Origin of the sequence: Sulfurovum sp. NBC37-1, from assembly GCF_000010345.1 — a bacterium.
Classification (GTDB): domain Bacteria; phylum Campylobacterota; class Campylobacteria; order Campylobacterales; family Sulfurovaceae; genus Sulfurovum.
In genome coordinates this window covers 340,300-360,586 of the sequence record NC_009663.1, presented here as the reverse complement: position 1 = coordinate 360,586, position 20,287 = coordinate 340,300, and the positions used below count along the sequence as shown (strand labels likewise).

At 40.6% G+C, this 20,287-nt stretch carries 12 protein-coding genes; 6 read left to right on the top strand and 6 right to left on the bottom strand.

Going from position 1 to position 20,287, the window contains the following annotated elements; all coding sequences use genetic code 11:
- Position 1 precedes the first annotated feature (1 nt).
- From alaS to gmd, 5 genes are all read right to left on the bottom strand, one after another.
- The gene (alaS, locus tag SUN_RS01805; RefSeq protein WP_011980039.1) at positions 2–2,575 is read right to left on the bottom strand and encodes an alanine--tRNA ligase; all 2,574 of its coding nucleotides are present in this window, start codon (positions 2,573–2,575) and stop codon (positions 2–4) included.
- A gap of 79 nt (positions 2,576–2,654) precedes the next feature.
- Positions 2,655–3,773, bottom strand: a complete 1,119-nt coding sequence (locus tag SUN_RS01800; protein WP_011980038.1) for a glycosyltransferase — start codon at positions 3,771–3,773, stop codon at positions 2,655–2,657.
- Positions 3,774–3,794: 21 nt separating this feature from the next.
- On the bottom strand, positions 3,795–4,949 hold the full coding sequence (locus SUN_RS01795; RefSeq protein WP_011980037.1) for a glycosyltransferase family 4 protein: 1,155 nt from the start codon (positions 4,947–4,949) through the stop codon (positions 3,795–3,797).
- Positions 4,939–5,838 carry a GDP-mannose 4,6-dehydratase gene (locus tag SUN_RS01790; RefSeq protein WP_011980036.1) on the bottom strand — a complete coding sequence of 300 codons (900 nt, stop codon included), beginning with the start codon at positions 5,836–5,838 and terminating at the stop codon, positions 4,939–4,941. Before SUN_RS01790 ends, SUN_RS01795 begins: the two co-directional genes overlap by 11 nt.
- A complete protein-coding gene (gmd, locus tag SUN_RS01785) occupies positions 5,816–6,853 on the bottom strand; it encodes a GDP-mannose 4,6-dehydratase (RefSeq protein WP_011980035.1) in 1,038 nt (345 codons plus the stop codon). Before gmd ends, SUN_RS01790 begins: the two co-directional genes overlap by 23 nt.
- Before the next feature lie 192 nt (positions 6,854–7,045).
- Here gmd and SUN_RS01780 point away from each other — a divergent pair, with 192 nt between their 5' ends.
- The 6 genes from SUN_RS01780 to SUN_RS12905 all read left to right on the top strand — a co-directional run bounded on the left by SUN_RS01780 (position 7,046) and on the right by SUN_RS12905 (position 16,234).
- On the top strand, positions 7,046–8,806 hold the full coding sequence (locus SUN_RS01780) for a type I secretion system permease/ATPase (protein ID WP_011980034.1): 1,761 nt from the start codon (positions 7,046–7,048) through the stop codon (positions 8,804–8,806).
- Positions 8,793–10,133: an HlyD family type I secretion periplasmic adaptor subunit gene (locus SUN_RS01775; RefSeq protein ID WP_011980033.1), complete on the top strand. Its 1,341-nt coding sequence runs from the start codon at positions 8,793–8,795 to the stop codon at positions 10,131–10,133. The genes SUN_RS01780 and SUN_RS01775 overlap by 14 nt, the downstream gene beginning before the upstream one ends.
- Positions 10,123–11,436, top strand: coding sequence for a TolC family protein (locus SUN_RS01770; protein ID WP_011980032.1), 1,314 nt, complete (start codon positions 10,123–10,125; stop codon positions 11,434–11,436). The genes SUN_RS01775 and SUN_RS01770 overlap by 11 nt, the downstream gene beginning before the upstream one ends.
- Positions 11,437–11,448: 12 nt before the next feature.
- Positions 11,449–12,129, top strand: a complete 681-nt coding sequence (locus SUN_RS01765) for a SapC family protein (protein ID WP_011980031.1) — start codon at positions 11,449–11,451, stop codon at positions 12,127–12,129.
- A gap of 251 nt (positions 12,130–12,380) precedes the next feature.
- On the top strand, positions 12,381–14,315 hold the full coding sequence (locus SUN_RS12910; RefSeq protein ID WP_011980030.1) for a tetratricopeptide repeat-containing sulfotransferase family protein: 1,935 nt from the start codon (positions 12,381–12,383) through the stop codon (positions 14,313–14,315).
- Positions 14,312–16,234: a tetratricopeptide repeat-containing sulfotransferase family protein gene (locus SUN_RS12905; RefSeq protein ID WP_011980029.1), complete on the top strand. Its 1,923-nt coding sequence runs from the start codon at positions 14,312–14,314 to the stop codon at positions 16,232–16,234. The genes SUN_RS12910 and SUN_RS12905 overlap by 4 nt, the downstream gene beginning before the upstream one ends.
- 225 nt (positions 16,235–16,459) lie before the next feature.
- On the opposite strand, the gene SUN_RS01750 is transcribed toward SUN_RS12905, so the two are convergent.
- Positions 16,460–20,053, bottom strand: coding sequence for a DUF4214 domain-containing protein (locus tag SUN_RS01750; RefSeq protein WP_011980028.1), 3,594 nt, complete (start codon positions 20,051–20,053; stop codon positions 16,460–16,462).
- Between the last annotated feature and the right edge of the window lie 234 nt (positions 20,054–20,287).

Sequence of the window (20,287 nt, the reverse complement as noted above, 5' to 3'; positions counted from 1 at the left end):
ACTAATTTCCGCCCTCAAGTATCTCGCTCAGGTAGACTTTCGCTTCTTCAAGTGCCGTTGTGATCCTGGAAGCATCTTTTCCTCCGGCCTGTGCGAAGTCCGGACGGCCGCCCCCGCCGCCACCGACGATAGGTGCGATCGCTTTGATCCAGTCACCTGCTTTGATCGGAGTATTCTTCGAACCGGCTGCCAGGAGCACCTTGTCACCTTTTTTCTGGAAAAGCATGACGGCAACATTATCATATTTGTTCTTGACATCATCTATCATTGATTTGATGTCGCCGGTTTGTACCTCTTCGACGATGACATTGACACCATTGACATTAACCGTGCTCAACTCTTTTTGAGATGCGCTCATGGCTGAGGCTACTTCACTTTTAAGTGTTTTTATCTGCTCTTTGAGTTTGGCTATTCCTGCGATCGGGTTTTGGTTCTTGACCTCTTCCTTGATCTGCGAGAGTTCCTCTCTGAGCGCTTTGACCTTCTCAACGGCTGCCCTGCCGCAGATAGCCTCTATACGTCTCACCCCTGCACTCACACCGCTCTCTTTGGTGATCATAAAGAGGCCTATCTGTGCCGTATTATCCACATGAGTACCTCCACAAAGCTCGATGGAAGCGTCACCCATACTGACAACACGTACTTCATTGCCGTACTTTTCTCCGAACAGTGCCATGGCACCTGCTTTCTTTGCCTCATCCACACTCATGATCTCCGTCTTTCTCGGAATGGCACGGCTGATCTTATCATTCACCCATGCTTCGACCTTTTCTATCTCTTCGGCTGTCATCGCTTTAGGATGGGAGAAGTCGAAACGCAGTCGCTTGTCATCATTGAGTGAACCCGCCTGGGCAATGTGGTCCCCAAGGATCGCACGTAAACCTGCATGCAGCAGGTGTGTCGCAGAGTGGTGCTTTTCGATCTCCACACGGCTTGGATCGACCACAGCTTTCACCTCATCACCCACAGAGAGTTTCCCCTCCACTTCGGAAAGGTTCATGTCCAGGAACTTCTTCGTATCCAGAACCCTAATTTCTAATTTCTCATTTCTAATTTCTAATTTACCCTTGTCGCCCACCTGTCCTCCGGACTCGGCATAGAACGGTGTCTTTTCAAGCAGTACCCAGCCTTTGCCATTTATGGCATCTGTCTTTTTAAAATTCTCATCTAGCAGTGCCAGTACTTTTGTTGTTACTTCCTGTGTTTCATAACCGACGAATTCATTTGTGTTGAACTCTTCCTTGAGCAGCTTGAAGTCACCTGTTGTCGCTGCATCACCGGTACCTTTCCAGTTCGCTTTGGACTGGGCTTTCTGTGCTTCCATCTTTTTGTTGAAAGCATCGATGTCCAATCTGATATTCTTCTCTCTAAGCATATCTTCGGTCAGATCCAGAGGGAAACCGAAAGTATCATAAAGTTTGAATGCCACTTCCCCGTTAAAGACATCCTGCGTATTTTTAAGCTCTTCGTTAAAGAGTTTGATCCCCGCTTCAATGGTCTCGAAGAAACGCTCCTCTTCCATCTTCATCGATGTTTTGATCGCTTCGGCTCTACTGGCAAGATAGTCGTACTGTTTTCCCATAAGGTCTACCAGCGTGTCCACAAGTTTGTACATGAACGGTTCACGCAGTCCCAGAAGATATCCGTGACGGATGGCTCTACGCATGATGCGTCTGAGTACATACCCTCGTCCCTCTTTGTCGAAGTTAACACCCTGTGCCAAAAGGAAAGAGACAGAACGGAGATGATCGGCAATGACCCTGTAGGAAGCGGAGTTAGGCGCATCAAAATCGTACGGCTTTCCTACCAGTTCGCCTATCTTCTCCAGAAAAGGCATGAAGAGTGAGGAGTGGTAGTTGTTGAATACGCCCTCTTTGATGGCAACGACCCTTTCAAGCCCCATACCTGTATCGATACTCGGTTTCGGCAGCGGATTTAGCGTACCCTTTTCGTCTCTTTCGTACTGCATGAAGACAAGGTTCCAGATTTCAAGGAAACGGTCACCCTCTCCACCCATCACATCCTCTTCTGAATGAAAGTGCTCTGCCCCCTGATCATAGAATATCTCCGAACACGGACCGCAGGGGCCGGTATCGCCCATCTGCCAGAAGTTGTCTTTATCACCGAAACGCATAATGCGATCTTCAGAGATGTATTTCTTCCAGATATCGTACGCTTCATCGTCACTGTCATGCACGGTCACCCAGATCTTCTCCACAGGCAGGTCCAGATATTTTTCATCGGTCACGAACTCCCAGGCATAGGCTATGGCATCTTCTTTGAAATAATCTGCAAAAGAGAAGTTACCCAGCATTTCAAAAAGCGTATGGTGGCGCGCCGTGTAACCGACATTGTCTAAGTCGTTGTGTTTCCCACCCGCTCTCAAACAGGTCTGCGAAGAGGTCGCTCTGGGAGGATTCGGGATAGGCGCTTCGCCCGTAAAGATGTTCTTGAACTGCACCATTCCGGCATTGGTGAACATCAGTGTCGGATCATCTGGTACCAAAGGCGAACTCGGTACAAGTTTATGGCCTTTGCTCTGAAAATAGTCTAAAAATGTTTTTCTAATATCCATTAAAAATGTCCTACATATAAATTGCAGATATTTTAGCGAATTTGTGGTTATTGGGAGGTGAAGGGTTTAAAATTAATTTTTAATTATTTTTTAAAAATTCTCCCCATTTACCATCAACAAATTTTTTTATCTCTTTCTCAAAACGTTTATTTGAAAATTTGGCAGCATGATTAGCTATTGTCACATAGTCAAAGTCCATTGTTTCAAACCTGTCAATGGCATTATTAAGAGACATTTCATTTTGCTCATCAAAAAAGAGTCCTACTTTTCTATCTATAAGTGTATCCCTAATGCCTCCTACACCATAAGCAATAACCGGTGTACCACATGCCATTGCTTCTACCGGAACAATACCGAAATCTTCATAGGCGGCAAAGAGGAAAGCTCTGGCCTTCTGCATAAGCTCTACAACCATCTGATCATCCACATATCCCAGTATCCTTATATTATCTGTTGCTATTTGTTCAATCTCTTTAAGTTGCGGCCCTGTTCCAGCCACCACCAAGGGTTTTCCGTTTTTAACAAATGTTTCTACGATCATTTTAACTCTTTTATAAGGCACTAATCGTGACATAGTAAAATAGTAATCCTGTTTATTTTCACATAATGTATAATTCTCTATATCCACAGGTGGATAAATAATCGTAGATTCTCTTCTATAATATTTTGCGATACGCTTTTGTACCAATCTTGAGATCGCTATAAAATGATCTACCCGATTCGATGCAATTACATCCCAAATTCTTATTTTATGCAATACATAAAATAAAAACTTTTCTTTGATTCCTTTCAAATTATGCTCTTTTCTGTAGTCAAAATACATATCCCAGGCATATCTCATTGGTGAGTAGTTGATACAGATATGCAACTGTTCCGGTCCTGTCATAACACCTTTGGCAATGGCATGGGATGAAGAGATAATTAGATCATATCCCCGTAAATCCATACGTTCAATCGCCAAAGGGAAAAGAAAAAGATAATGTCTGAAGATTTTTTTGGCAAAAGGAAGCCGTTGTATAAAAGTATAAGTGACTTTTTTTCCTTTTAGTACATCTTGCCGCTTCTGATCATCGAAAAAGTCCACAAGTGCAAAAAAATCTGCATCCGGATAAAGATTTAAAAGAGAAGAAATGACATTTTCAGCCCCACCTTTATTCTGATACCAGTCATGTATGATTGCTATTTTAGGATTTGGCATTTATTTTCTTTTTTAATTATATTATATACCCAAAATCTGCTCAAAGACCTTTATATGTTCAGCAGCAGCCTTCTCCCATGTAAACAATTTGGCATGTTCCAGGCCTTTATTGATCATTATATCTCTTTTAACAGAATCAGAAAGTATATCTCTGATCTTTTCAGCAATATCATGACTGCTCACTGGGTCAATATATTCGGCCGCATCACCACAGGCTTCAGGTAGGGAAGCAGCATTGGAAGCAATAACTGCTGTCCCGCAGGCCATCGCTTCCAGCGGAGGAATCCCAAATCCTTCATACAGACTGGGGTAAATGAAAAGTGTTGCAAGGTTATATACATGAGCCAACTCTGCATCAGAAAGATAGCCAAGATATCTAATATGTTCTTTCTCTTGTTCGATCTCGTACATAATCTCTTTATTCTCCCATCCTTTGAAGCCCACCAAAACAAGAGGATAATCTTTTTTGATTTCATCAGATAGAAGATGGTACGCCTTCAAGAGATTGAGAAGATTTTTACGGGGTTCTATACTGCCCACAAAAAGTAAATAGTGATCTCCTAATTCAAACTTCTCTTTTGTTGTTTGAAGTATGTGTTCATCATACACTTTATAGAGATCATGATCTACTGCATGGTAAATTACAGAGATCCTCCCTTCAGGATAGTTCATATACTTCATTATTTCTTTTTTTGTAAAGTTGGATCCGGTAATAATCCAGTCTGAAACAGCTGCTTTTTTCCAAAAGTTCTTCTGGTAGTATTTTAAGCGTTCTTTTGGATGCCATTCCGATTGAATATGAAATGAGAAGTCATGTACAGTCGTCACTACTTTTTCTGCTTTTACTTTTTTGGGAATGTAGTTGGGTTGCCAATAAAGATCATATTCAGGTGATGAAATATAACTTACAAAAGAAAGTACATTTCTTACAAAAGATTTAAGTAGGGGATTTGAAACAATAAAAGATTTAAGTTGTTTTAAAAAGTTTTCACTTGTTTTTGTACTATTCGGTTTAATGAGTTCTTTACTATGAAAGCCATAATCATAAAACCATTCATAGCGGTCTGAATATCGGCTTTGCATACGATAGGCATTTTCGTATGTATACTTTGCTACTCCTGTAAAAGGTGATAGCAAGGCCAGTCCATCTACAAGAATCTTTTTTTTAGTTTTCATACATTTCCATAAGTGTCTCTTTCAGTGAATACGTATCAGAAAGATCGATGATCTTTGCTAGTTTTTCCGTAGAACCGGCCAATGATTTTATTTCATTTGGTCTCACAAAGGCAGGATTGACCTTTACCTCAATCCGGTATCCTGCAATCTCCTGCATCACTTCAATGACATCCAAAAGCTTTACAGGATTGTTTGACGAGAGATTTACTATAGTGGATTTTGCTTCTGAAAACAAGAGCTTATGATAAATACCGATAACATAATTTATATCATTAAATTCTCTGGCAACATGAATATTCCCAAGCTCTATCTCTTTCTTCCCTTTTTTAAAGTGATCTACTATCTTGGGAATCAAGAAATGGCTTTCCTGTCCTATACCGGTATAATTAAAAGGACGGGTAATAATGACATCAAAATCATTGAAATAATTTGAGGCCATATGTTCCATGGAGAGTTTGCTGCAACCATAATGATTCACAGGTTGAGGACACATTGATTCATCTAGAACTTCTTTCCCCTGGTTCCCATATACAGTCGCACTGCTTGCCAAAATGACTTTTTCAGGTTTTACACTATTATCACGCAATGATTGTAAAATATTTTCGGTTCCTATAACATTCACATCGTAGATTAGAGAAGCATTACTCTCTCCAACAAAAGAGATAGCTGCTATATGGATGACATAATCTGGCTTGACTGAAGCTATAACTTTATCTATCTGTTCTTTTTTTGTGATGTCACAGTGCAGATGGTTTTTCTGTTTTGGTTCATCTATTACTGTACCGTAAACATCAAAACCCCGTGTATGAAGATATTTTTCCAAATGTACACCGGTAAAACCGTTGATCCCGGTGATCAGAATTTTATTAAAATGAGAATCCGGCTTCATTTCTTCTCAAATCTGCTTCAACCATCATTGTGCACAGCTCTTCCAATGTTGTTTTCGGCTCCCATCCCAATTCTTTTTTCGCCTTTTCAGGATTACCGATAAGCAGTTCAACTTCTGCCGGCCTGTAAAACTTCGGATTGACTCTTACAACAGTGTTTCCCGTAGCTTTATCAATCGCGATCTCATCTTCAGATTCACCTTTGAATTCAAGCTCGATTCCTACAGCCTTAAATGCCATGGTTACGAAATCCCTTACTGTTTCTGTTCGATTCGTTGCCAAAACATAGGTATCGGGATTGTCTGCCTGAAGCATCAGGTACATTCCTTCCACATAATCCTTCGCAAATCCCCAGTCTCTTTTGGCATCCATATTGCCCAACTCGAGCACATCAAGCTTTCCAAGTTTGATCTTGGCAACCGCATCCGTGATCTTACGTGTGACAAACTCCAGTCCACGGAGAGGTGATTCATGGTTAAATAAAATCCCGCTGGCCGCAAACATATCGTAGGATTCTCTGTAGTTCACAACCATCCAGTGCGCATACATCTTTGCCGCACCGTAAGGGCTTCTTGGCCAAAATGGTGTAGTCTCTTTCTGTGGAATCTCCTGTACTTTACCGAACATTTCAGAAGTACTGGCCTGGTAAAATTTTATCTTCGGGTTTACTATGCGAATGGCTTCAAGCAGGTGAACACAGCCAAGTCCTGTTATGTGGGCAGTTGCAAGCGGCTGATCGAAAGAGACGCCCACAAAGCTCTGTGCGGCCAGGTTGTAAATCTCGTCAGGCTGAATATCCATAACCATATGTACCGAGTTGGCCTGGTCCGTAAGGTCATATTCTATCAAGTGGAGATTTTCATGGTTTTTGATGCCAAGCTCTTCTATGCGCCAGAAATTTACAGAGGAAGTCCTTCTGTAGGTTCCGTAAACTTCATATCCTTTTTCAAGCAGCAGTTCTGCCAGGTAGGCAGCGTCTTGTCCTGTAACTCCGGTAATAATTGCTTTTTTCATCATTAAGATATTTGTCCTTTTTTTCTTAACTTTAAAGATCGTACGATATAATACCCTCTCTTTTTTAAAATATAGATGATTTCAAACAATTGGAAATAGTTTCTTCACCTTGTTTTTATTTTAAAATATAACTATTGAACTTAGTAATATTCAATAACTTGCTTAAAACTAAGTTGATTTAAAGGATTCTTTTACGTGACAAATAAAAATGCCAACCAACGAAACAAGTCTGATCTTCAGGTAGCTTTAAAAGAGATGAAGCATATTTTTATTATGCTTGGTATCTATAGCTTTTTTCTTAATATTTTAATGTTGGCAGCACCATTCTATATGTTGGTAGTATATGATATTGTTATGCCTTCCAAAAATCTAAATACATTATTGCTCGTAACCCTCATTACTATCATGTTTTTTATAGGAATGTGGATTTTGGATTATGTTCGGAGCAAATTGACCATTTATGCCAGCAATAAACTGGACCTGCTTTTAAATGAACGTATTTTTAATGCTACTTTTGCTTTAGCATCCAAATTCCCGGATAAAGCCAATACACAACCCCTACAGGATTTTAAAAGTATAAAGACATTTTTGAGCGGACAAGGAATATTTGCATTCTTTGATTTTCCGTGGTTTCCTATCTATATTGCGATCATGTTCGCTTTCAGCCCTGTATACGGCATATATGGATTGGTTGCAACTGCAATCATTCTTGTACTTACCTGGCTAAATGAAAAAATGACAAAAGAAGGTTTGGAAGAATCCAATAAATCGTATGCTCATGCAATGAATTTCTTTGGAAACAATATACGCAATGTTGAAGTGGTTCAGGCAATGGGGATGCGAGAGAATCTGCATAGATTGTGGATGGAAAAGTACAATAGTTATCTCATGACAAATAACAAAGCCAGCACAACAGGATCGTTCTACAGTAATGCTTCTAAATCATTCAGAATGCTTTCATCATCCATGATGTATGGTGTTGGTGCAATTTTGGTAATAGGAGGTAGTATTTCTCCAGGTATGATTATTGCCGGAGCAGTACTTATGGGGCGTGCCCTTCAACCGGTCAGTCAGATCATCGGAGGCTGGAAGCAATTTAGCGGTGCGAGAATAGCCTATCACAAGCTTAACAGTTTGCTTCAGGATTTTCCAAAAGAAGAAAAAAAATTATCCTTGCCTGAGCCAGAGGGTAAAATTACGTTCGATCAAGTTGTGACTATCCCCCCTCTTGGCAAAATACCTGTACTCAAGGGAATTAATCTTCAGATTAATACGGGTGAGACAATTGGTGTAATTGGACCCAGTGCGGCAGGCAAATCTTCTTTTGTTAAAACTGCTGTAGGCGTATGGGAGCCCTCTAATGGCCATATTCGTATTGACGGTGCCGATATACATCAGTACAATAGGATTGAGCTTGGAAAGCATATAGGTTATCTCCCCCAAGATATTGAGTTGTTTGGCGGGACAGTAGCTCAGAATATATCCAGATTTGAAGAAGATCCTTCAGATGAAGATATTATTGAAGCAGCCAAGTTGTCCGGCACTCACGAATTGATTCTTAATCTCCCTGATGGCTATAGTACAAGAGTTGGTGTGGGCGGCATGGCGCTGTCCGGAGGACAGAAACAACGTATTGGTCTTGCCAGGGCTCTCTATGGAAATCCAAAGATCGTAGTGTTGGACGAACCGAACTCAAATTTGGATGATGCAGGTGAATATGCATTGACAATGGCATTAAGGGTTATGAAAGAGAAGGGTATTACTGTTATTTTTGTCACGCATAAACAAAATATCTTATCTTTGGCAGATAAACTTTTAGTGCTTAACGATGGGAAAACTGTATATTATGATGAAAGAGAAAAAGTTATGAACGCTTTATATAAAAATTCAACTCAAGTTATTAATGACAAAACTCAGGAAAATAAAGATAAAGAAATAAAAAATGAAGACTCTTAAAACAAATACAGATGTTGAAAATCATCATGAATTATTAGAAAAGACACATCGTTCTGCACGTAAAGCAGGTATTATTACCATATTATTGATATTTGGTTTATTTGGTATATGGAGTGTATTTGCTGATATTGCTACGACTATCACTGCAAATGGAAAAGTCATTACCGATACCTACAATAAGATAATAACACATCCAAAAGGAGGGATTGTTAAGAAGATTTTTGTACATGAAGGTGATGTGGTTAAAAAAGGCGATAAACTGCTTGAAATAGACAGTACTGACTATTTGTCAAAATTAGATGCAGCCATCAGCCAATATGATGCGGCACTGTTTACGATCTGCAGATTAAAAGCTGAAGCTTCCTTTCTTAAAGAACTCAATTGTGATGCACTTGAAAAGAAGTTACTCAATCCGGAAGAATATCAGGAGCTTAAATCAGATGCAATATCTCTTTTCCATTCCGAAATGGAGAGTCTTAAATCAAAAATTACATTGTTAAAAAGTAAAAACAAGATACTTACCGAGCAAAATGTAGGTTTAAAGAAACATATAGAATCCAATAAAAAACTCTTGTCATCATATGAACTTGAACTTAAAAAATGGAAAAAGTTACTTAAGCAAAATGCTGTTGATGAACAGAAATCGATTGAAACGGAGCGAAAAATAGAACAAATACATCAGCAAATTGAATCATTAGAATCTACCATCAGAGAAAATATTGCCAGTATAGATGCCAATAAAAAGCAAATGGATCTTGAAAAAAATACTTTTAAAAATAATGCCCTCTCCAATCTAGGCAAGCTGAAACTTGAGAATAAACTGACAAAAACACAAATTATGTCGTATGAGAATGGAATAGATAATTCCATAATAAAGTCACCCGGAGAAGGACGTGTAACAGATATGAAGATTCACGCTTCCGGTGAAGTTGTTGCACCACAGAAACCCATCATGTCAATAGTACCTTTAAAACAAAAATTGAAAATTGAAGCTTTTGTTCTTCCTACGGATATAGAAAAAATCCATGTAGGGCAACAGACAGAAATCTCTTTTCCCTCTTTTGTTGATCCTTCTGCTATTCCAATTGCAGGGAAGATTAGTTATATTTCTGCAGATTCTATTGTACCTGAAGGTATGAAAGAACCATTTTATCGTATTTTGGTAAAATTCACTCCTGAAGGAGAAAAGGCAATCAAAAAAAATAATTTTTTAATTCTTCCCGGAATGCCTACAGCAGTTTTTGTTAAAACAGGCAAGATGACACTTTTAGAATATATAATGCAGCCTCTTATACAGTTGAGTAAAGGGATTTTCCATGCGAACTAGAGCGATATTCCTTTGCCTGCTTCTCTTCACCTCTCTTGAGGCAAAAAATGATTCGCTGGTAAAACTTTGCGAACACGGCATAAAAAACAATCCCAGGATCAAAAGCTATACACACAGAGTCTCTGCCAGTCACAGTGTCTATGACCAGAGTGTGGATCAGTACAAGCCGCATTTTGATATGTCTGGACAGTATGGTAGACAAAATTACCAATATGAATCCGTAAGTGGGATAAGGCCTTATAACGGTCTAAGCTATAACTACCAGTTCACTCTCAAGCAGCCTGTTTACCGTGCACAGCTTTTGCACATGATGACTGATGCCAGAGCCAAAGAGAAGCTGACGAGACTTCAGGAAAAAGATGAAAAAGCAAAACTGATCACACAGATCCTCCAGACGTCAGTAGAGTTGATAAGACAAAAAAAGATTGTAGTGATTTTGCAAAAAAAAACAGTTTTGCTTGAAAAGGCCTATGCAACCATTGTTGACAGGTACAATATAAAACTCGCTTCCGGTACTGATAAATCACAGTCACTTGCCAAACTTGAGCAAAGCAGGGCAGAGCTGATCAAGGCAAAACAGATCTATGCATATAATCTTTATAATCTCAGACTTTTGACCAAATATGAGAATGTTGAAAAATACATTTCTAAGCTTTCGTTCAATATCACTGCAGTGGAAAAGGCTTACAGAAAAGCTAATTTTCTTAACCTCAGAAAGAATATGCGTAACAATACGCGTATCATGCTTGATGAGCAAAGTACAAAAATTGCCAAGATACAGATAGGACTTCGCAACAGTGAAAGATCACCCAAACTCGATGCTGTATTGAGTTATGGAGATGCCGGGGGAACGATCGATTATGTTACCCGAAGAAATGACTCCAGGGCAATGTTGCAGCTCAGTTTCCCCATTTACCAGGGCGGTTATGTCGATGACAGGGTTAAGGAGGCAAAATTTCTCTATATGGCAGCACAGGAAGATACGGAAAATACCCGCCTCAACATTGAGATCTCGATGGAGAAAACTATGCAGGATATCAAAGGGGGAATTGCAAGTGTCAAAGCCCAGAAATCCGCTGTAGCAGCTTCGAAAAAGTATTTTGAAGGAACAGTGGAAAGCTACAAAAACGGTATGCAGAGTCTTACCGATGTCTATCTTGCCGAGTCTGACTACTACGACAATCAATTAAGACTCATCAATAATGAGTCGGATCTGATCCTTTCGGTTGTAGGAATGTATTACTACATTGGAAAATCAGATTTGAAGTATGTTGGTCAGGTACAAAATAAATATTTTAAATAAAGGAACATACATATGTACAAAAATATAGAAATACTCAACAAGAAAGAGCACAAATCTTTCTCATATACACCCGCAACGGATCTTATTTATGCAAAAGATCTCAACCTGATTCCTATTACATTTAGTGAGGTCAAATCACTTTGCTGTGAATTTCCAATTGTAATTATAATGCAGGGTAATACACCACAACTTATGATTTTAACAGGGGTAGAGAGCAATGGAGCGATAAATGAAAATGGCAAATGGAAAGGAAAATACATTCCTTCGTTTTTAAGAAGATATCCGTTTACATTGATTCAGGATGAAGCGAATGAAACACTTCATATAGGTTTCGATTCTGAAAGTGGTTTATTTAACTCAGACGAAGGAAATGCTTTATTTGACAGTGAAGGTGCCCCCACAGATATTTTAGAAAATATGAAAAACTTTTTAGCAGCATATCATGAAGAAAATCAGATAACTGAAAATATCTTGAAACATTTAAAAGAAAAAGGTTTGGTGGATGCAGCCGAATTCACTATCAAGAGAGAGAATGAAGAAAAGCAGAAAGTAGATGGTTTTTTTATTATTAACAAACAGAAGTTTTTCAAACAAGAAGATGCGTTTTTGCTTGAGGCTGTCAAAAATGGATGGATGGAAATAATAGAGCTGCATACTCTTTCGCTTGAAAATATAGGAAAACTATCTAAATAGATGAATTCCTCTGTCTCTTCAATTGCAAGATGCGACGTTTCCGCTTCGCTACAACATCGCATCGGCCGCACTGATCACTAAACGATCAGCGCGGCCGATATGTGTACTTATCACACCCCAAAATATCATCTATACCGAAATACAATAAAAAATTTATTTTGTGGAGTAAGTGGTGGTTTGCAGCTTCTTATAATACAATGTAAAATTGGGTATAATCATCTCTTAAACTAAACAAGAATTAAGAGGAAAGAATGGTTTACAGCCCTAAAGAACTCACTGTTAAAATGAAAGACGCCGCAGAGGCATATGAAGCAAAAGCGTATAATGATGCAGTTACAATTTTAAATGATATTATCAAGCATAACGATACGTATGCACCTGCATACAGAGAGTTGGGGAAAATCTTAACCCATTCCCGTTTTCAAAAAAAGGCGGAAGAACACTTAAATAAAGCTATTGCACTTATGCCTGAAGATCCTGAGAACTGGAAGGCTATGGGGTATCTCTATAAAAAAACAAAAGAGTATGCCAAATGTCTGGGTGCCTTCAAGAAGGCTTTGAACTTCATCGATACTGAAAGTGAAGAAGGAAGAGAGATCTACACTGGTATGCTTGAAGCTTATGATGTACTGGGTGATTCCCGTTCAGCATTTGAAATTTCCAAAATATTGCTTAAAAATGATCCTGATAAAATCCTCTATCAATACTGGCATGCAAGACTGATTGCTGCAACAGGGAAAAAGACCGAAGCCTTGGAGCTGTATGCACAGTTACTGCTTGATGAAAACCATATTGATCTTCCAAGCGAATTTCTGGAGGAGTGGCTGGATCTTATGATAGATTTGAAGCAGGTAAAAGAAGCACGAGCCAAGCTTGAAAACTGGATGGAGAAAGATCCTGACAATGTCCAATTGCGTAATCTCTATGCAAAAAGCTGTCAGTCTGACGGAGATGAGCTTTCTGCTTTGAGAGTGGCAGAGGAGACATACCACCGTTATCCGGATGATGTAAGGGTTAATTCGCTTCTAATCAATCTGTACAGCATCTTCAACGAAAGGGAAAAAGTTAATTTTCACTATAAAAAAGCATTGGAAATCAATCCGGATATACTGGTCCCCTTGGACCGTCTTATTGGTAAATACAAGATTCAATACGGTGATGAAATCTTCAGGCATTTAAATAAATTAGCCGTACACATGGCAGAGTTCAGTAAAGAACATCGTGTAGCTCTGCATTATAATCTGGGTAGAGCTTATGACGACGCTGGAGATCCGGCAACAGCTTTTGAACACTATCGCCTGGGAGGAACATTGCATTCCCAGGGACTGCAGAACATAGAGTACCGGTCATTGGACGAAAGACTGTATCAGTTGAGAGCGCTGCCGAAAAACTATTTCAAACCTTCACACCCCACAGGATGCACAAGCAGTAAACCGGTATTTATACTCGGTATGCCGCGTTCGGGAACAACACTGATGGAGCAGGTACTCTCAGGTCTGGGCAATGTACATGGTGCGGGTGAACTTGGCTATATTGACGAGGTGCTGCGGGGGATGGACGTGAACGGTCAGCCTTTCTTTCAACAAGAGAATACACAGAAGGAAAAGGCATTAAGCTACAAAGAGAGAGGGCAGAAGTACATTGAAAAAACAGAAGCCCTGGCACCAAAAGAAAGCAGGCGGATCGTAGACAAAATGCCGCACAATTTTATGCATACAGGATTCATCCACCTGATGCTGCCCAATGCGTCTATCATACATGCACGCAGACATCCGGTAGAGACCTGTCTCTCTGCCTATCGCATCCATTTTGCCGAAGGGCACTACTGGGCAGATGACCTTCGTACGATGGGGCGCTACTACCGGCTCTATACCGAGCTGATGGCATACTGGAAAAGTGTACTTCCCCAAGGTACGGTACTGGATGTACGATATGAAGATATGGTAGGGAATCTGGAAGGTGAATCAAAAAGAATTGCTGCACATATCGGGGTGGAGTGGAGTGAAGCGTGTCTTGACTTTCACAAGAGCAAAAAAGCTGTCCGTACGGCAAGTCTTTCTCAGGTACGTCAGCCTCTCTATAAAAGTTCTATGAACCGCTGGCGTAAGTACGAACCCTATCTCAAGCCTCTGCTTGATGAAATCGGAGATCTTGTCGAAGCATATGAAAAGGAGCTTGACATATGACAAAAGAACAAGAAACTATAAATAAAAAAATGCATCAGACAAACCAGGCACTTCAAAAACGAGACTATGACAGTGCCGTACTGCTACTGCAGGAATTGACAGCCGCTCATCCAAAATATTTACCTGCCCACAAACTGCTGGCATCGATCTGGATGAAGACAGTCACACCGGATTTTGCGTTACCTCTTCTTGAAAAAGCACTTGAAGTGACCTCTTCGGATGCCGAGGTATGGAAACTGTTGGGACACTACCATAAGCTCAAAGAGGAGTGGATGGCAGCTGTGGAGGCATTTTCCAGATCCATAGAGATAGATCCCAATCAGAGCAGGCTGCTCGAAGAATTATATCATTTGCATCACAGGCTCGGTGATATGCGATCGTCAAAAGAAATACTTTTAAAGCAGTTAAAGCTTGACCCCGGCAACAGCATACTTCTATGGCGGGAAGCAGATCTACTGAGCAAGTTCGGCAATAAAGCAGAAGCATGGGAAAAGTACGATGTTCTGGTCAAAGGGGATACTCCCAATATTTCCGAAAAACAGTGGAATACATGGTTTTTGCTAAAGAAAAAATATGGAGACGCCAGGAAAGAACATCAGTGGCTATACGAATCACTTCTGCTCTATCCTAAAAACAATGCGCTGCGATGGACTTACGGAAGAAGCTGCTTTGAGGCAAATAATTTTGACGAAGCACTTGAGCACTTTGAGGCAGTACAGAAAAGTGAACCGGAAAATATCGCTTTTAATCGTTCTCTTGGTATGGCTTACAAGATTTTGGGAGAATTTGACAAAGCTTCTTTTTGTTTTACAAAAGTTTTAGAGAAAGATCCTCTAAATATGGAAATTCTTCAAAGCTTAAGTTCAATGCATACCTATAGATACGGAGATGCGTTTTTTAAAAAGATATGTTTTGCACAGGCGAATATGGCTGATATGGCAGCAGAAAAAAGAGTATTGATGCATTATGCACTGGGGAAGGTTTATGATGATGTAGGTGAACTTGCTACAGCTTTTGAGCATTATAAAGTCGGGGGAATGCTTCGTTCGCAAGAGAGACATTTTAAAGAACTGGCAGTAACAAGATCCTATGTGCATGACAAGCTGAGAGCGCTGCCGAAAAACTACTTCAAACCTTCACACCCCACAGGATGCACAAGCAGTAAACCGGTATTTATACTCGGTATGCCGCGTTCGGGTACAACACTGATGGAACAGGTACTCTCAGGTCTGGGCAATGTATATGGTGCGGGCGAACTAAGCCATATAAGCGAAGTGCTGGAGGGGGTGAAGATAGATGGAGAATCTTTCTTCCCTGGAAAGAATGCACAGGGAAAAGAGGGACCAAGCTATAAAGAGATGGGGGAACGCTATCTTGACAAGATAGAGGCCCTTGCACCAAAAGAAAGCAGGCGGATCGTAGACAAAATGCCGCACAATTTTATGCATACAGGATTCATCCATCTGATGCTGCCCAATGCGTCCATTGTCCATGCACGCAGACATCCTGTGGAGACCTGTCTCTCTGCCTATCGCATCCATTTTGCCGAAGGGCACTACTGGGCAGATGACCTTCGTACGATGGGGCGCTACTACCGGCTCTATACCGAGCTGATGGCATACTGGAAAAGTGTACTTCCCCAAGGTACGATACTGGATGTACGCTATGAAGACATGGTAGGGGACCTGGAAGGCGAATCGAAGAAGATAGCCGGGCATATCGGGGTGGAGTGGCGCAAAGAATGCCTGGATTTCCACAAAAGCAAAAAGGCTGTACGAACTGCAAGCCTTTCACAGGTACGTCAGCCTCTCTACCAAAGTTCTATGAACCGATGGCGTAAGTATGAGCCATACCTCAAACCTCTTCTTGACGAAATAGGTGATCTTGTAAAAGCGTATGAAAATGAACTGAAAGATTGAAACTGAAAATATACCCGTAGTTGGAGCATTGGCATTCACTTCTGAAAGTTCCAATATAATTAATGGGTCAAATGGTTCTTTTTTGATATGTGTAGAATTTAGTAGATTTTTGCAGGATTTGTTTTTCTATTCATCCCCACCAAAAACGGTAGGAATGAGAAAGATAAATAAACTTTTATCTGAAACGCTTCCACCTTTCAGGCGGAAGCGCATAGAGTGTATTTATTATACTATGAAATCACCTGTCGTAGCCGTACCCGCTACACCAGTATTGTGAATATATAAATCAGACCCAGCATCATAAACGTTGTTACCGTTAAGGTCAACATAAATATCATTATTGGTCGTATCAAGATATACGTTCGCTGCACCGGCAGCACCACCCATAGCAGCACCATTCGCAAGTGATGCGGCAGCTGAACTAAAGTGAGCAGCCGTAAGTGTCGTAGCAACAGGACCAACAACTGCAGCTGCTACTGCTGCATGAACATTAATAAAATCAGTACCGGTAGTAAAGTCAGTGATTGTATCAACTGCACCTACCCATGAATCCAAACCGCTGGTGTACACAAATGTATCTGCACCAGCACCACCTGTCAGTGTATCTACGCCAGTACCACCGTCAATAGTATCTGCACCACCACGTCCGTTAAGAACATCGGCACCAGTACCACCATTAATGGTATCTGCACCACCACCACCTCTAACATTAAGCTGCAATGCTGCATTTGTCATGCCGTCAGTATTCATATCCAAGATAGAATCCGAGATAGCACCGTTGTCAATTGCTCTAATAGTCAATGTTTCATTTGTTTGACCAATTGTAGCAGCATTTGTGCCATCGGCTGCAGCTGTGTTGTTTACCATTCTGTCAACTACTGCATCATTTAAACTTAAAGTAATTGTCTGGTCAGTTGCCTGATCGTTTGTAAATCTCAAGTTAGAAACGTTGGTTATGCCAGCAAGGTCACCCGTTGTTACAATGGCAGTATTTTGAATTTCAAGAACATCTGCGTTTGCTGTGTGTCCAGCCGCTTTAGTACCACCAGCCGTATTGGTAACGTTTGCTCCACCATCGATTACTGAAGAACCGTTTATGTTTGCATCTGCAAATATAAATTTATCAGGTGTCATAAATGTTGCAACTGTAACAGTAGCATCTCTTTCCTGCCCATCATAGGTAAATGAATTGCTTGCAGAAAGCTTTGTTGCATCTATTGTCACACCGTTGTTCCGGCTTGCTGTAGGAACATTTCCGTTGTCATTGACGATATCCAGTTGATTGGCATCAGAAGCATTATCGTCTACCAACTGATCTGTCAAGATAAGGTTGTAAGCATTCTTTGTACCAACGGCAACACTATCGACTCCGCCATTTCCAACCAGTTGCAATGTTTCAAAACCGGAAACATTTGTCCACTCTGAAGCACCAAGGCTTATGTCTGTAGGAGCACCGGCAGCAGAAATGTCACCATCGATTACCAATGTATCGTTACCTGCAGCACCAGCTACAGTGTCAGAAACAGAAAGTCCTGATGTACCATTTTCAAGAGCATCAAAAATAACAGTATCATTTCCTGTACCCATTGTAATGTTTTGTGCACCGACAGCACCGTTTGCACCTTCAGAAACTCTTACCACTACATCACTCACTGCCTGTGAAGCATCAATGGTTGAAGCAGTCAGTCTAACATTTCCTGCGGTAGTACCAACATCTTGGATACCAGCTGTATCAACTGCATTACCTGAAGTGTCATATTGGTATAAACCTGATCTGTTTACCAAACCATTTGTATCGAGGTTCATAAAGTCACCAGCTTCACCGCCAATCAATGTGATGGTACCTGTCTGGTTACCATTACTGTTAAGATCGATCGTGTTACTTTCTGTATCCATATCTGTAATAGTTACATTTTCAAATGATGTACCTACTGTATCGTTCAACTGCAGGTTAAATCTAGGATCTACATTGATACCATCAGCAATTGTAACTCCCAGGCTGTCTGCGGCTGTGTTTGTTTTAACATCAGCAACAATGATATTGTTTGCGATACGGCTGTTACCTGTTGTACCATGAAGTACCTCAATATGATCAGCCTGCGCAACAGTCAAGTCATTCAGATTTACAACCATACCTTCAGCTCTGTTTACCGGAATACCACCAACTACTCTCATACCTTCATTTCTTACACTGATTGTAGCAAGTTCATCAAAAGCATCGGCATCTACAGTAACTACATCTCCAACTGCATTGTTGTCATGACCACTTCTAATATCCAAAGTCTGAATATGAGTCATTGAAGGACCTGTTGCTGCTTCAGCAAGCACTTGACCTATTGGACCATTCGCACCTGTCAATGTTAAAGAGTTTAGACCTGCTCCACCGTCAATTGTATCTGTATTTCCTACGGCTGATCCGATCTGTACACCATTTGTAATCACAAATGAATCGTTTCCGTTACCACCGACAACATGTAATTCTACAGATTGACCGCTTGTGCCATCTGCACCTGCATCCATTTCATTACCGATGTTATATGTTAAGTCTCCTGAGAGGTTTGTAGCATTTACTGTTGTCAGCGAACCTGCAACATTGGCCAAGCCTGCTGTGAAGAAGTCTCCTTCTCTCTGACCGCTTACCCCGTTTTGAATGGTTACGGTACCACCAAGTGTCAAGTTCTGGTCACCATCTATAAGCAGTGTCTCAAGCTCTTCGGCAGTAAAGGTATTCATCATGTTGGCATCTCCATGTGAAGAGAGGTTAATGGTTTCATAACCCTGAGTCACACCATCAAATCTAACATTGTTTACCTGAGCATCATTTAATTCCAGTGCTACTTGATCAGTTGCACCGGCAAGCGCTGCTGCTCTGTGATCAAAAATTACATTACTATTAGCGTCGTCATTCGTTCTAGATATGGAAGCATCCTGTAATCTATCTTGAATATTGTCAAATGTTACAGTAACCGCTTGATCAATTCTAGTTGCGTTCAGATGTGCAACACCTGTTGTGTCCTGCAGGTCAAGTGTCTGCAGAGGAGCCGAAACTGCATCAGCGGTAAATGCAACGTTGATTGTTTCCATGTTGTTCATCGTAGGCATGATATCGTAATCACCCGTCTCACTGTCAGTTACAAATGTAAAGTCCAACGTTGGGTTAGTACCTACACCTGTCAGATGGTCATCGTCGTTCAGTGTATTCATTTGGTCAGTACCACCGGGGTTCCATCCTCTGTCTGCGATGAATGTGCCTGCCGTTGCAGTGTCAGGATTGACTGTCAGGTGGAATGCACTCATATCGTTGATCTGCTCTTCTGCAGATGTAACTGTTGCAGCATCATCTGTTACATAAAGACCCGTCGGAGCTCCGAATGACAAAGCTGTTGCCCAGTCATCAGGTGCATTATGCAGTGTATCGGCTGTATAGTCTGAAACAACTGTTCTATTATGGAACTGGTTGTAAGCAGCCAATGTTAATGGATCTGTCGAGCCGGAGTAAGTGTTGATAGCGTCTATCATGTTAACTACCATTTCTCCTCTACTGACACCAGATGCAAGCTGGTCTACCCAGTACTGCTGACCATCAGGATCGTCTGCCACTGTTTTGTTTAGCGTGTTCTGATAAATCCATGCAACGAATGCTGCATCCGAATCCATGCTACCGCCAAAGTAATCTTTTGCAGCATCTGTGGCAAGCATATTGTTAGCAGCTGTTACAGCGTCTGTAGACGACTGCCAATATATATTCCCGTCCCCCTCACTTGCTCGATTGAAAATAGTAACGTATAGTTCTGAAACTTCTGTTTGAGTTAAAGCCATGTGTTTGTTCTCCTTGTTTATGGTTGTTTTTTTAAGTCATCTATAAAAATTTACTATTGAAAGCCGTTTACTCAAGCTGCTCTATTGCCCAAGCCCACAACTTTATCAATTGCAAACAGTATACACAACTCAACTATCGATAGTATTTTATAAATACTCAGATGTATTATATCATACATTTTTATAAAATGCAACATAAAAATATAAAGTTTTTAATAAAATAATAATTTATAG